Here is a 13977-nt window from a genome sequence, read left to right on the forward strand (position 1 = left end):
TGAAGATGACAGAGCAATAATTGTACAGAAAACACACACGGAGATTTGTGGTAATTTTGTTTAATTGGTTATGGTAATTGTTTTTTTATTAACTATTATGTACTTATGTAACCAATGTTTTTTGAAACGCGAATGATCGCTTCATAATTGGTTAAACCAAGTAACGGAATACTAGGAGCATACATTGAAAAGGATTAAGCTAACCGCGATCGCTGTAGCGACTATGCTGTGCAATCCAGTTTCAGCCCAGTCATTAGAGCAAGCAATTTCTCATACTCTACAAACGAACCCAACGGTTAAGAGCTCATACAATGAGTTCATGTCATACATTTATGATAATAAAGCAGCAGTCAGAGAGTATTACCCCAAGGTAGATCTTACTGCAGGTGTAGGTTGGGAGAATTATCAAAACGATCAAAGTCGAGACGAGGATTATACTGCGATAGATGCCTCTATCCGGTTAACTCAGCTTTTATGGGACGGTTCAAATACTTTAAATAATATGGACCGCACAGCGGCAGAAGCTGAATCACTTCGTTATAAAGTACTCAGTGATGCTGCCGATACTGCGCTAGAAGTATCAAAAGTGTATTTAGATGCGCTCAAAGCCTATGAAATATTAGCGCTGTCAGAAAGTAATCTTGCCACTCATAAGAAGATTTTTAAGGATATAAAAAAGCGTACTGATTCCGGGATCGGCTCTACTGCCGATCTTTCTCAAGTTGAAGCTCGCGTAGCCAAAGCGCACGGTAATCTTCTTGCCGCGCAAAACAACCTTTTTGATACACACACCCAGTTCACTCGCATTGTTGGGCAAACACCGCAAGGTTTAGTTTTCCCCCGTGCAGACGTTACTCGTATCCCACTTACCTTGACAGATGCCATTGATGTTGCTATCGATAAGCACCCGGTCATTAAGACTGCCATTGTAGATGTGGACGCTGCAAAATTTCAATATAAACAATCGAATAGCCCGAACCTACCCAGTTTCACTATTGATGCAGGCTACGACTACTATGACGATGCCGAAGGCGTTGACGGTCGACGTGACGAAATGAACGCCACCTTGAGAATGCGATATAACTTGTTTAACGGTGGGGTCGATAGCGCTAAAAAAGACAAAGCAGCCTATCAAATGAACCAAGCAAAAGATCTAAGAGACAGAGCCTACCGCCATGTAGAAGAGAGTCTTAGATTATCTTGGAGTGCATTGGATTTAACCCTGCAACAAAAAGAGTTTCTCGCTGACCACGTTGATGCCGCTTCCGATACTGTCGTCGCTTATGATAAGCAGTATAAGATAGGTAAACGAACGCTACTTGATTTGCTCAATACTGAGAACGAACTGTTCGAGTCGCGTAAAGGTTATGTCGATGCTCTTTATGCAGAGCAATACGCAAAATTTCGAGTGCTGAATGCAACAGGTACCCTACTCGAATCTTTATTGGTTGATATTCCAGAAGAATGGAATACGGCGGTGGAGTACTAAAATGAATAAATTAATTTTAGCTTCAATTATCTCATTTACGATTGTCGGTTGTGCAAACGACACCGATGAATACATCACTACACCATTACCCGAGCAACAAGCCGACCTTAGAGATTTTGATAGTGATGGTGTGGTTAACGCTAGAGACAAGTGCCCTGCAACACCAAGAGGTGCACGAGTTAATAACGATGGTTGTGAAGAATTAATTGAAGTGGCTCAAGAGCAAACACTTAAAATACTGTTTGAGAATGACTCAACTGAAATCAATCCTGTTTTTGCAGGTCAAATTGAAGGTATGGCAGACTTTCTCAACCAATACCCTGAAACTTCTATAGAGATTCAAGGGTTTGCCAGTAACCCAGGTGATAGAGAGTACAATCTAACACTCTCAAGAAACCGAGCATTGTTTGTGCAGGACAAACTCATTGGCTTTGGTGTAGCACCAAACAGAGTGACTATTGTGGGTTATGGTGAAGACGAAAACGAAACTCACAACCCAACAGATGAAGCTTTAGAAAGACGTGTTGAAGCCACTGTAATTGGCTTTAAAGGTGACTTTATTAAAGAGTGGACCATCTTCACCAAACTGCCTAAGTAAGATCAGCAACACCTTTAAATCAATATGAGCCGAGTATCAACACTCGGCTTTTTCATTTCTTGTAAGCTAAATTGTGCCATAGCGCTAGCAAGCGTGCTAATATAGCGGGTATATCATACCGTTAGGAAAAAATCATGAGCCAATTAAGCAACGATACTCAGAAGAATTTAGAACAATTCATCGAGCAGAGCAAAAAAGACAATCGTGTTTGGGGTCTTAAAAATGAAGATGGTTGGCTAGCATGTGACTCAAGTGAGTTTGAAGAGTGCGAAGTAATGCCATTTTGGTCTGACCGTGCTGATGCCGAATACCACAACGTTGAAGAATGGTCTGATTTTGAAGTAATGGAAATCCCTCTGGATATTTTTGTAGAAGACTGGTTAATTACCCTTTCAGAAGATGGCGTTCTTATCGGTACAAACTGGAACGCACAACTTGAAGGCGAAGAAGTAGAACCAGAAACTCTCGCTAAACTATACCTTTAATCTTTATAAAACCCCTATCATATCTATGATGGGGGTTTTCTTTTTTGTTGGGTTCAAACTATGTATAAGCTCATTGCCATCGATATGGATGGTACCTTACTTGATGATAATAAAATTATTACAGCAAGAAATAAGCAAGCAATAATTGATGCTAAAAAACAAGGTGTTACTGTTGTTTTAGCCTCTGGTCGTCCATTACAAGGAATGCTTGATAGCTTAGAGCAACTGCAAATGAACACCAACGAAGATTATGTACTTTGCTATAACGCAGCCCTTATTAAAAATGTGGGTTCTGGTGATGTAATCAGTCAAAGCTTAGTCTCTGGTCAAGACGCTAAACGTATCGCAGATTACGCTAAACAACAAAATTGTCATTACCATGCTTTTAGTCAGCAACATGGTTTAATCGCACCAAAAAATAGTCACTACACGCAACACGAAGCCAATATCAATGGCCTTGATCTTACTATCATGGATTTTGATACCCTTGATGATAAACACCCTATTATCAAAATCATGTTGGTCGACCCTGTGGAAATTTTACAGCCCATCGTTGATGCCATTCCCCAGACCTTTAAAGACGACTACTCTGTTGTTCGTAGTGCACCGTTTTTTCTAGAATTTAGTAATCCAGCCAGCAACAAAGGAACGGGAGTACAAGCTCTAGCGCAACATCTAGGCATAAAGCAAACTGAAGTGATGTGTATTGGTGATGCAGGAAATGACCATGCCATGCTCGAATATGCAGGTCTTGCGGTTGCAATGCAAAATGCTGATGCGCAAACTCAATCGTTAGCGCAATACATTACAGATAGTAATAATGACTCAGGGGTAGCTAAAGCCATTGAGAAATTTGTTCTAGCCTAGATTTTTTGGCTAGTGTTTTAATTGGCTATTTTTGGTTAGGCTTAAAGTGTTAAGGTTTTCGTCATACAATGAATATGCGCTTTAAATCCTAACCGTTTATAAGCTTCAAGCGCATCGATATTAAAGCCCCAAACTTCGACATTGATACGTTTTGCGCCACAATCGATAAACTCACGTTCAATACAATTAAATAACGCCTTTCCTACGCCATTATTACGTGCATTTTCCATCACAAACCAATGATCAACAGTGCCAATCAATTCAGTTTTAATCAGCGGTGATTCCATCTTGCACAGCTGACCGGTAATAAAACCGCATAATTGATCGCCATTTTCTATGGCGAAAATATAACAATCTGGCGTCGATAAATAACGGTCAATTTCCTGTTCAAGCTCAAACAGGCATGGCGACTTTATCATGGCCGGACAGTTTTGATGATGCCATTGATAAAGAGAGTCCCACACAAATAGCAAACTATCTGTGTGCGAATGATTAGCTTGGATTAGATTAAAAGTATCCGACATTTTGCCACACAACCCGTAAAGCCAACGCGATAAGAATAACCCCGGAAAGCTTATCTATAATTCGGCCGTTCTTTTTTAGTCGTTCAAATAACATCGAACTGGATAAAATCAGGGTAATAAATGTGTACCAAAGACCATCAACCAGTAATGGGGTAATCACCACTGTGGCCTTGGCGCTGATGCTATTGCCTACTGCGACATATTGGCTAAATAATGCGATAAAAAATAATGCAATTTTAGGATTAAGTAGCGAAATCAACAGCCCTTCTTTGGCAGAAGTGGCAATCGAAACTGCCTCGCCCGCTTCCAGAGTGCTGGCAATGCCACCTTTAGAGGTCAACGATTTCCATCCTAAATAGCCAAGATAGCTTGCTCCGGCAAGAGAGATGGTCACAAATAACAGTTCAGACTTATGCAGTACTACCGCAAGACCAATCACAGTGATAAAGGCGTAAAAGCCAATACCTATCGAGTGCGCCCAAGCAGCAGCAAGCCCATTTAAACGCCCGCCCGCTAAAGTATGTTTACTTACCGTGGCTAAACTCGGACCGGGAGACATTGCGCCGAGTAAACAGATGGCAAACAATGAAAGCCAAAGATGAAATGACATTGATGATTTTCCAATAATCGAAATAAGGCCTTATGCTATCCCTTTTTAAAAATAGGTAAAGGTTCTATATTTATTTTTTTTGTAGCCCGGCGTCTTTATCCGTTTTATCAATGACCACTATCTGAGATAGCTTTTCATCAATCGTTTTATCAATTTGTTTTAATTGATCCGATGCCTTTTGTTTTCTATCACAAGAGTCTGATTTTGCTTCCCAGCTTTTACCTTCGGTAAAAATGCGACATTCTTCAACTAAGCCATTTAAGGTACTGATCAGCTTAATTCGTTCTTTATTTAATTTTCTCAATTCGCGCTGTAAGATTGCTTGCTGTTCAAAATGAGCTTTAGACTCTAGCAATAATGCACTTTGCGTATCAGAACGATGCTGTAATTGCTCATTTTTCTCGGTTAGCTGCGTTGTTATTGCTTTCTGATCAGTCACTTGCTTTTGTAATTGTTTAACTTGCTCGCCTAATTTATCGTTTTTAGATTTCAAATCTGAGCTTTGTTTTTGTTGCTGTTTGTCTTTTTCTAGCGTCGATTTTTCGAGCTTCTGCTGCGCAGTAATATGTTCTATTTGAGAGCTTTTAGCTTGTTCTAATTCTGACTTCAACTGACTATTCTCAGATTGGAGTAGCTTGATATCATCCGTTAATTGCTGCTGATTTTGTCGCTTGGTTTCATTGTGCTGAGAAAAATGATGAGACATCACTACACTCGTACCAATGGCGCCAATACACAAACAAACGATCCCAGTTAAGACGTGAGCTTTAGTTAACCCTAAATTATTCATTCTATTTAGGCTCTTTAAGCGAACTATTGCGACTTTATTACCCACAAGCTTCCCCATTAGCGAATTAACTCACTGACAACCAAACTTACAGTGTAGAGCGCAAACCCACTGCACAACACAATAATCACCCACTTTTGCAGCTTTTCACTGGCGTTGTAATACACCAAGAAAAAAGCAAGGGCACCTAATATGGCAATAGCAAATAAACGAGTCATTTACACTCCAAAATCCATATAGAAACATTCAGCTTTCAGTTTAACAGTTAACTCTTTGTTTTAGTTATCCTAAAGTAAAAGAAATTTCGAAAGCCTCTTGAATCTGTAACTATTTATGTTAATTTAGCCACCTGTAAGTAAATTACTTACACACCTAGCGTTTTTACGCTAGTTCCGATGAAAACTGCAGGAGAGTGACGTTTTATTACGTCCACCGAAGAAGTAAATCTTTCAGGTTCTTGTGATACGTTCTTGTTTCAACAAGTGAGGACTGCAGTTGGAGGAATCTCTGGAGAGAGTCATTAAATTGGCCGCCGAAGGAGCAAGCCCTTTTAGGGTGAAACTCTCAGGCAAAAGGACAGAGGAGTGAAATTGCGTTTAACCATTTTTTTGTAGTTAATTTTGTTCTTTTGATCCGCATTCACTCTTCTCCTTATATGTAGTTTTTTTAAGGGGAAACCATGCTTTTTTCACAATCTTCGCTTCACTCTATTTTACAATCCATCGACAGTTTTGTCTGGGGACCACCTCTTCTTATTTTATTGGTCGGTACCGGTGTTTATTTTACCTTTAGTCTAGGTCTAATTCAGTTTAGGCATCTTCCTACTGCCCTAAAAATGGTATTTAGTAAATCAGGAGACTCGCAAGCTAAAGGCGACGTTACTGCATTTGCTGCTTTATGTACTGCCCTTTCCGCCACCATTGGTACAGGTAACATTGTAGGTGTTGCGACGGCTATCAAGTTAGGTGGTCCAGGCGCATTATTTTGGATGTGGCTTGCCGCTCTGTTTGGTATGGCAACCAAATACGCCGAGTGTTTGTTGGCTGTTAAGTACCGTACTACCGACGATAAAGGCGGTATGCTAGGCGGTCCAATGTACTACCTACGTGATGGCGTTAAATCGCCAGTACTCGCAACTTTGTTTGCGGTATTTGCCTTAGGCGTTGCGCTATTTGGTATCGGTACATTCCCACAAGTAAATGCAATATTAGACGCATCAGAGGTCACTCTTGGTGCTAACCGTACCTATGCAGCAGTCGTGCTTACTATCCTTGTGGCTTTGGTTACTTTAGGTGGCATCAAGTCTATCTCTCGTGTGGCTGGCAAAGTTGTGCCTACCATGGCTGTGATTTATGTGGTGGCCTGTCTTAGCATCTTAATTAATAACAGCCATCAGATTCTATCTGCGGTTGAACTTGTTATTGTCTCTGCCTTCACCCCAACAGCGGCAAGCGGCGGCTTTTTTGGTGCTAGTGTCATGCTTGCCATTCAATCGGGTATTGCCAGAGGTGTATTCTCTAACGAATCCGGTTTAGGTAGCGCGCCAATGGCAGCTGCGGCTGCTAAAACAGATTCATGTGCACGCCAAGGCTTGATCTCAATGACGGGTACATTCTTTGATACCATCATTATCTGTACCATGACAGGTTTAGCTCTGATCATTACAGGCGCATGGCAAACGGATTTAGCGGGCGCAGTAATGACGACTCACGCGTTTGCGGTTGGTCTTAATGCGGATGTATTTGGCCCTATCATTGTCTCTGTTGGTTTACTGTTCTTTGCTTTTACCACCATCCTAGGTTGGAACTATTACGGCGAGCGTTGTGTGGTTTACTTGTTTGGCACTAAAGCTATATTGCCGTACAAAGTCGTGTTCATCGCATTAGTATTTTCTGGGGCGTTCATGAAGTTGGATATGATTTGGCTGATTGCCGATATCGTGAATGGCTTGATGGCAGTCCCTAACTTGATTGGACTGATTGCCCTGCGTCAGGTGGTTATAGCGGAAACTAAACTGTTTTTTAATACCACGTTACCGGTAGGGCGAACGCATGAGTAAACAGTTTTCGACCAATCATGTGCATCATCTCCACAAGACGCCGTAAAATCATCCTTGATGGCTTCATTGTGGCATCCATGCCACAAAGACTTGTTCCGATAATGCACATGATTTTGTTCAAATAACGTTCGTGATCTCACCCTGACGTTACCGACGAAAGTAACTGGTAAGTAGTTAATATTTAATTACCCTAATAGGTTAAATCAATAAAGGTCGCTGTATACAATAGCGACCTTTATTTTTATGTAGATTAGAGAATATTGGCTTTAGTATACAACTTGAATTTGAGAGTAAAATTAACCTTTCTTTATCGCCAGTATATTAGGATTACCGGTACTTGAATTGGTTGACACTTTTACTTCAAATGGATAAATCCCTTCGATTTGCTGTTGAGTTAATACCTTTTGCGGTGTGCCATCGGCGATTAATTGCCCTTTATTTAGCAAAAGTAATCGGTCACAAAATTCTGCGGCGGTATTTAAATTATGCAGCGCGACAATCACCGTCTTCCCCTCTAAAGCCAAGCTATACAAAATATTCATCAGCTGCGCTTCGTGGCCTATATCTAAACTGGCACTGGGTTCATCAAGCAAAATAACGGGGGTGTCTTGCAATAAAATTCGAGCCAAATGAACCAGTTGTTGTTCACCACCTGATAACTGATCGACCTGACGATCTTCAAGGGATTCAATATCAAGCCTTTTAAGCACTTGCTGTATCTTTTGCTTTTTGCTGTTTTTATCCAAATGCTCACTGTTTAACAACCCTAATGACACCATTTCGGTGACCTTATAAGGAAATTCAACTCGATTAATTTGTGGTAGATAGCTGAGTAAACGTGCTCTTTGTTCTGAAGGCAGCGAAAAAACCTCCTGCCCTTGAATGAGTACCTGTCCTTGCATCGGATTAAGGTAACCACTAATGTGTTTGAGTAAACTCGACTTACCAGCGCCGTTAGCTCCGATAATACCCACTAGAGAACCTGCATTAAGCTGAAAGTTAACCTTGTCTAAAATAACAGACTGATTGAACTTAACGTAGAGATCACTCACTGTAACCTGGGCGTGACTCTTATCTATTTGCTCATCTATTTGCACATCTAAGTTCATCTACAATAACCTTCCTTGCTTTTGCACTCGAACCACTAACCAAAGGAAATATATCCCACCAACAATGGCGGTAATAATGCCGGCTTTGATCTCATAAGGTGCAATTATATAGCGTCCAATCAAATCACAGATGAGTAAGAAAATAGCGCCAAATAACGCAGACAGTGGCAATAAACTAATATGGTTTGCCCCTGTAAGCATACGCACTAGGTGTGGAACCATTAATCCAATAAAACCAATCGGTCCAGCAATCGCGATAGACATTGCGGTTAATACTGACGCGCAAAGTAGCAGTAAAAAACGACTTCGCCCCACGTTCATGCCAAGTCCGTGTGCGGCCTCATCACCAATTGATAAAGTATTTAACCATTTACTGTGTCTTAGTAGCCAAGTGGCGCACACCACAATGACAGGCAGAGGCCAAATAATTTGTGTCCAAATTCGACCTTCAAGACCGCCCATGGTCCAAAATACAAACTGGCTCACTTCATATTGGCGAGCAAACAGTAAAACCGCTAAGGTTGCGCCGCCAAGCAATGAAGATAAAGCAAGGCCGGCCAAAATGAGATAAAGAGTCTGCCCAGTTGAAGAGTTTCGCGCTAACACAAACACAAACATGGCGCAGGTTAATGCGCCAATACAGGCGATAATAGGTGTCCATAATGGATGGGTAATAGATAAGCCTGAAGTAATTGCAATCACTGCGCCAAAACTGCTTCCGGCGCTAACGCCTAGAATGTCCGGACTGGCCAATGGATTACGAAATAGCCCTTGAGTACACGCCCCCGCTAGCGCTAATGCACTGCCTGCGGCAATGGCGGCAATCACTCTTGGCAAACGAATGTGCACTACAATGGCCGATATCATAGGGTATTGTGAAGCGGCAACAGTTTGCCCTTCTGTTATCAGCAGTTTTAAATAAGAAAACAGATCGATAATAGAAAGATCAACCGCGCCTAGTATTAGCGCCGCCCATATAGAAGCGATTAATGCAATGACCCCGCCATAACTATACCACTTCAGCTTTGCGTAGCTGGAGTCTGCAATCATGGAGCTGGCGCTCCAAGCACACTTTGATTTACATACAAAATAGTATCCACAATATATTGGCTATAAGTGCTTCTTAACGCCTCTGGAATTGGGTATACGCAACCTTGTTTAACGGCTTTAACTTGACGTAATGCAGGATCAGTCATCACTTGCTGTAATAACTTGCTATCACCTTGCTGTTCATTGTCTAACCATCCAGGGATAAACATGACATCTGGATTAAGAGAAATAAGCAGCTCTTTTGACATGGGCGTTTGACCATATTTATCGGCATCAAGATCTTCCACCAAATTAACAAAGCCTGCCTGCTTAACAATCAACTGCCATGTGGAATTTTTAGTGCTGGATGTGCCCCAATTATTGTAATCAAGCAGTTTAAATTTATGTCTGGTTAGAATTAACCCTTCTTGAAGGCGGTGTTCCATGTCGATAACAATGCTTTTTGCGTTGTTATCTTCTCCAACAATTTTGCCGACAAGTTTTATTGTATCTTTAATGCCATCGAGCGTTGTGGGTATTGGCAATAGGAATACTTTAATTCCCGAAGAGCGTAATTGCTCTACTCGCCCTGCATCGGTCCAACTTGCGGCAAAGACAATATCAGGTTGATTAATCAAAATGCGTTCAACATTGAGATCCAATCGCGGTACAGACTTTGGAACTTTACCGACGATAGGCGAAAACTGTTTGTCATCCACTAGATTAGTGACCGAAGTAAAACGTTGCGGTTCAATAAGATCTAATAACACCTCATCACTAAATAGAGTTTTTGACGATATTTTTTGCGGTGCAGCAGACAGAGTGATAGTCGTACCACCGGCATCCGTTACTGTTAGAGGAAATTGAGCCCAAGCAAATGCGGAGAAAAATAGTCCAAATACAGACAACGCTCTCAATAAACTTCCTATGTTTTTCATCTAAACCCTTTACATACATCATTAAATACAAGCATGTTGCATCAGCCTAAAACTTAGGACTCTCATTGTTTATTTAACTATTTTTATTTAAGAATAGGGTGATTTTAATCAGTAACAATGATTAGATGGCAACTAAGGCTATAGAATAGCAATCTTTGACGTGTAACGCATTGAAACCTAGCCTGTTTTTTTTAGTAAAGTACAACAAAGGAAGCATTATGAAATTCAGCGGCAACATTGATGAGCTGGCCTACCCTTTTATTTTTGAAGAAAGCCCTTTATGCGACTTTGAAATACTCACCGATGAATTGTGCACTATTGTAGGTTTAGCCCTGAGTAACATTGAAAATGTTGAAGTTCGTCAATCACTTGAAGATCTTCAACCAAAAATATTTCATCTTAATGGTTCTATTCGTGGCAAAAATGGCATTTTTGAATCGGATATCGAGTCATTAGCAAAAGAGTATCATTTGTTTAAAGATAAAGTGACCGATGACAACAAGCGTTTTGTGCTTCCTAGAGGGACAGGTCCTGTTATCGTTCTTCATCAATGCCGAAGCTTGTCTAAAAAAGTGGTTCGACAACTCGTGCTAGTAGAGAAATACGGCAAAACAGTGCCAGAAACCCTACCAAGATTTGCTAACCTGCTAGTGAATTACTTTTTCGCATTAACTCGCGTGCTTAATCAAGAAATGGGCATCATCGAGCCGGAGTACACCAGCATCAATTACCCCGGCAAAAAATAACACTCAGCCTAATTCCAAACCATAACCTCTGGGTTCAATGCGGTCTAGATACACTCAAAAACCAGCAGCGCACCCAGAGCAAGCAACACCAAACTACTCATCATTTGCAGGCGATAATTAACTTTACCGCTTGATAGCCACTCTTTTGCTCTATCTAACATACTCGCCAAACCACACTGCCACAGCATAGCAATGATAAAATGAATCGAAGCAAGCACTAAAGACTGTAGCCATAAATTACCCGCAGCATCGATAAACTGTGGCAAGAATGCCAAATAAAATACCGCCGTTTTGGGATTTAAGACATTCGATAAAAAACCCTGTCTAATCGAGGTCATAACTGAAACGTGAGAAGCGTTAGTAGAGACATCAATCAAGCCTGAGCCTGTTTTAAGTGAGCGAATGCCGGAGATCCCAAGCCAAATTAGATAGAAAGCGCCCACCAGTTTAATGCCGTTAAACAGCTCCGGGCTTTGGCTAATGATTGCCGCAACGCCAATTGCTGACCATGTTGCATGCACATATAAGCCCAAACAAACCCCAAGACTGGTTGCGTAACCATCAAGCTTTCCACCACGACTGGTGTTACGAATGACTAATACGGTATCAAGGCCCGGAGTAATTGTCAGAAGGGTCATTGCGCAAATGAATGTATATAAGTCGTTAATCTGCATTGAGTTTTCTATCTGTAAGCTAGGTATGAAGCAGGAAGTTTGTTAGTCTAAACCAATTCAATACTGTTAAGGAAGCGATATGTCTGCTTTTCAATCACTCAAAGACCATTTCCAAAAGATTGATAATTTCAATCACCTTTCTGCTATTTGTGGATGGGACGCTGCGGCCATGATGCCAAGCGGAGGCAATGAATCTCGCGGACGCGCAATGGCAGAACTCTCTGTTCATGTTCACCAACTCAAAACCCTTCCTCAACTTGAAGAGTGGTTTGGTAAAGCATCAGAGCAATCATTAACTACGCAAGAATCCGCGCAACTTAGAGAAATGAAGCGCAGTTGGTTAATGGCCAATGTCTTACCGACCAAGCTTGTTGAAGCTAAATCACTGGCTGGCTCCAAATGTGAGCACGCTTGGCGCACGCAAAGAGGCGAAAATGACTGGAACGGTTTTGCTAAAAACTGGCAACCGGTTGTGGCCCTTTCACAAGAAGAAGCGCAAATTCGCGCGCAAGCAACAGGGTTAACGCCTTATGACGCCATGCTCGATATATTTGAGCCAGGCACCAATTGTGACTCGCTAACCGCACTCTTTGACAATGTGAAAACTTGGCTACCGACTCTTATTGATGACGTAATTGAAAAGCAAGCGACAGAATCGATTATTGTTCCTAGTGGCACTTTCTCAACAGAGAAACAAAAAGCACTTGGCCTGCAAGTAATGAAGCTTTTGCAATTTGATTTTAACCACGGACGCTTAGATGAAAGTGTGCATCCTTTCTGCGGTGGTGTGGCCCAAGACGTCAGGATCACTACTAGATACGATGAGCACGAGTTCATGCAATCGCTAATGGGCATCGTCCATGAAACCGGTCATGCACGATACGAACAAGGGCTACCAAGTTCTCTTTCTGGCAACCCAAGTGGCGAAGCTCGCTCCATGGGGATTCACGAATCTCAATCACTCTTTTTTGAGATGCAACTTGGACGCAGTAAGCCATTTATTGATCACCTAAGCCACCTAGCAGGTAAGCAATTTACCGATCATAATCCCGCTTTATTTGAAGCCACTAACCTAAACAAGCTATACACACGAGCTAAAAAAGACTTCATTCGTGTAGATGCTGATGAATTGACTTATCCCGCTCATGTCATCTTACGCTTTGAAATAGAACGAGATCTTATCAACGGTAAGATTGCCTACAATGATGTGCCCGAACTATGGGATGCAAAAATGCAATCCTACTTAGGCTTGTCTACTGCCGGAAATTATAAGAACGGTTGCATGCAGGATATACACTGGACGGACGTCAAGGGTAAAATGTCGCCTACAAAAACACATAATTATCGAGACGGTTGTATGCAAGACATACATTGGTGTGATGGAAGTTTTGGGTACTTTCCTAGTTACACATTAGGTGCCATGTATGCAGCACAATTTATGGCGACGATGAAGAAGACTATATCCGTTGAAGATGTAGTAGCGAGTGGAGATTTGTCCCCTATTTTCACTTGGTTATCTGAAAACATCTGGAGTAAAGGAAGTCTTCTAAGCACTGATGAATTGGTGAAGCAGGCTACAGGGGAAACACTTAACCCTCAGCATTTTAAAGACCATTTGATCAATCGCTACTTGTAAGCTTGGAAAATTATCGGCTTAGATTCATCAAACAAGATATTTAACTACTAACTCCTTTTGGGACATAAAACGTTTTAGAGTAATGACGCTAAGTCGATTTTGTCCCAAAGCATGGATTGATAACACATCTCTTGACGAACTGAGCTACATAGATTGCTAAATTAGCGTTTAACGGTTTACTTTGGGTATAGCAAAACCTCAATTTAATGGCCAAACTCACTTACTTACTACAATTCAATCACACCTGCACAACTAATACGATTAAATCTCCTAACATCGATATACTTAAGGCTTTGAAGAAGCGCAAAATCTTCCTAAATGATGAGGCCGCAACCAAAATGGTGTACCTAGTAATCAGAGATGCCAGCAAGAAATGAACGATGCCCATTCAAAACTGGCGTCAAGCTATGAGTCTATTTATTGTCT

Annotated in this window: 16 protein-coding genes and 1 riboswitch; of the genes, 8 read left to right on the forward strand and 8 right to left on the reverse strand. The window is 41.3% G+C overall.

Features of this window, described 5'->3' with window-relative positions; translation table 11 throughout:
* The first annotated feature begins 184 nt into the window (after nucleotides 1-184).
* The 4 genes from A9260_RS08710 to A9260_RS08725 all read left to right on the forward strand — a co-directional run bounded on the left by A9260_RS08710 (nucleotide 185) and on the right by A9260_RS08725 (nucleotide 3439).
* A complete protein-coding gene (locus A9260_RS08710) occupies nucleotides 185-1489 on the forward strand; it encodes a TolC family outer membrane protein (RefSeq protein WP_082957096.1) in 1305 nt (434 codons plus the stop codon).
* 1 nt (nucleotide 1490) lies between these two features.
* Entirely contained in the window at nucleotides 1491-2087 is a 597-nt protein-coding gene (locus tag A9260_RS08715; protein WP_068698120.1) for an OmpA family protein, read from the forward strand.
* A 134-nt stretch (nucleotides 2088-2221) separates the two neighbouring features.
* Nucleotides 2222-2572, forward strand: a complete 351-nt coding sequence (locus tag A9260_RS08720; RefSeq protein WP_068698122.1) for a DUF2750 domain-containing protein — start codon at nucleotides 2222-2224, stop codon at nucleotides 2570-2572.
* A gap of 60 nt (nucleotides 2573-2632) precedes the next feature.
* Nucleotides 2633-3439, forward strand: coding sequence for a Cof-type HAD-IIB family hydrolase (locus tag A9260_RS08725; protein ID WP_068698124.1), 807 nt, complete (start codon nucleotides 2633-2635; stop codon nucleotides 3437-3439).
* Between the two features lie 41 nt (nucleotides 3440-3480).
* Here the strand turns inward: A9260_RS08725 and A9260_RS08730 are convergent, their stop codons facing one another.
* The 4 genes from A9260_RS08730 to A9260_RS17030 form a co-directional block, all read right to left on the reverse strand.
* Complete coding sequence (locus A9260_RS08730) at nucleotides 3481-3963, reverse strand: GNAT family N-acetyltransferase (protein ID WP_068698126.1); 483 nt, start codon at nucleotides 3961-3963, stop codon at nucleotides 3481-3483.
* Nucleotides 3947-4573 carry a LysE family translocator gene (locus A9260_RS08735; protein WP_068698127.1) on the reverse strand — a complete coding sequence of 209 codons (627 nt, stop codon included), beginning with the start codon at nucleotides 4571-4573 and terminating at the stop codon, nucleotides 3947-3949. Before A9260_RS08735 ends, A9260_RS08730 begins: the two co-directional genes overlap by 17 nt.
* Nucleotides 4574-4643: 70 nt before the next feature.
* On the reverse strand, nucleotides 4644-5363 hold the full coding sequence (locus tag A9260_RS08740) for a hypothetical protein (RefSeq protein ID WP_082957097.1): 720 nt from the start codon (nucleotides 5361-5363) through the stop codon (nucleotides 4644-4646).
* A 56-nt stretch (nucleotides 5364-5419) separates the two neighbouring features.
* Nucleotides 5420-5578 (reverse strand): hypothetical protein, encoded by a 159-nt coding sequence (locus A9260_RS17030; RefSeq protein ID WP_197485269.1) that lies wholly within the window; start codon nucleotides 5576-5578, stop codon nucleotides 5420-5422.
* Between the two features lie 279 nt (nucleotides 5579-5857).
* Nucleotides 5858-5950, forward strand: a riboswitch (glycine riboswitch).
* 89 nt (nucleotides 5951-6039) lie between these two features.
* Here A9260_RS17030 and A9260_RS08745 point away from each other — a divergent pair.
* A complete protein-coding gene (locus tag A9260_RS08745) occupies nucleotides 6040-7419 on the forward strand; it encodes an alanine/glycine:cation symporter family protein (protein WP_068698131.1) in 1380 nt (459 codons plus the stop codon).
* Nucleotides 7420-7715: 296 nt separating this feature from the next.
* Here the strand turns inward: A9260_RS08745 and A9260_RS08750 are convergent, their stop codons facing one another.
* From A9260_RS08750 to A9260_RS08760, 3 genes are read right to left on the reverse strand one after another with little or no spacing between them, the layout of a single operon-like run.
* Nucleotides 7716-8528 (reverse strand): ABC transporter ATP-binding protein, encoded by an 813-nt coding sequence (locus tag A9260_RS08750; RefSeq protein WP_068698133.1) that lies wholly within the window; start codon nucleotides 8526-8528, stop codon nucleotides 7716-7718.
* Nucleotides 8529-9578 carry a FecCD family ABC transporter permease gene (locus A9260_RS08755; RefSeq protein WP_068698135.1) on the reverse strand — a complete coding sequence of 350 codons (1050 nt, stop codon included), beginning with the start codon at nucleotides 9576-9578 and terminating at the stop codon, nucleotides 8529-8531. It lies immediately after the preceding gene.
* Nucleotides 9575-10495, reverse strand: a complete 921-nt coding sequence (locus A9260_RS08760; protein ID WP_068698137.1) for an ABC transporter substrate-binding protein — start codon at nucleotides 10493-10495, stop codon at nucleotides 9575-9577. Before A9260_RS08760 ends, A9260_RS08755 begins: the two co-directional genes overlap by 4 nt.
* A gap of 218 nt (nucleotides 10496-10713) precedes the next feature.
* Between A9260_RS08760 and A9260_RS08765 the strand changes: the two genes are divergently transcribed.
* On the forward strand, nucleotides 10714-11241 hold the full coding sequence (locus A9260_RS08765; protein WP_068698139.1) for an ATP:cob(I)alamin adenosyltransferase: 528 nt from the start codon (nucleotides 10714-10716) through the stop codon (nucleotides 11239-11241).
* Between the two features lie 44 nt (nucleotides 11242-11285).
* Here A9260_RS08765 and A9260_RS08770 read toward each other — a convergent pair whose 3' ends face one another.
* Complete coding sequence (locus tag A9260_RS08770; RefSeq protein WP_068698142.1) at nucleotides 11286-11915, reverse strand: LysE family translocator; 630 nt, start codon at nucleotides 11913-11915, stop codon at nucleotides 11286-11288.
* A gap of 79 nt (nucleotides 11916-11994) precedes the next feature.
* Between A9260_RS08770 and A9260_RS08775 the strand changes: the two genes are divergently transcribed.
* Nucleotides 11995-13551 carry a carboxypeptidase M32 gene (locus A9260_RS08775; protein WP_068698144.1) on the forward strand — a complete coding sequence of 519 codons (1557 nt, stop codon included), beginning with the start codon at nucleotides 11995-11997 and terminating at the stop codon, nucleotides 13549-13551.
* A 206-nt stretch (nucleotides 13552-13757) separates the two neighbouring features.
* Nucleotides 13758-13928: a transposase gene (locus A9260_RS17260; protein WP_197485270.1), complete on the forward strand. Its 171-nt coding sequence runs from the start codon at nucleotides 13758-13760 to the stop codon at nucleotides 13926-13928.
* Nucleotides 13929-13977 lie beyond the last annotated feature (49 nt).

This window comes from Vibrio sp. UCD-FRSSP16_30 (assembly GCF_001676025.1).
Lineage (GTDB): Bacteria > Pseudomonadota > Gammaproteobacteria > Enterobacterales > Vibrionaceae > Vibrio.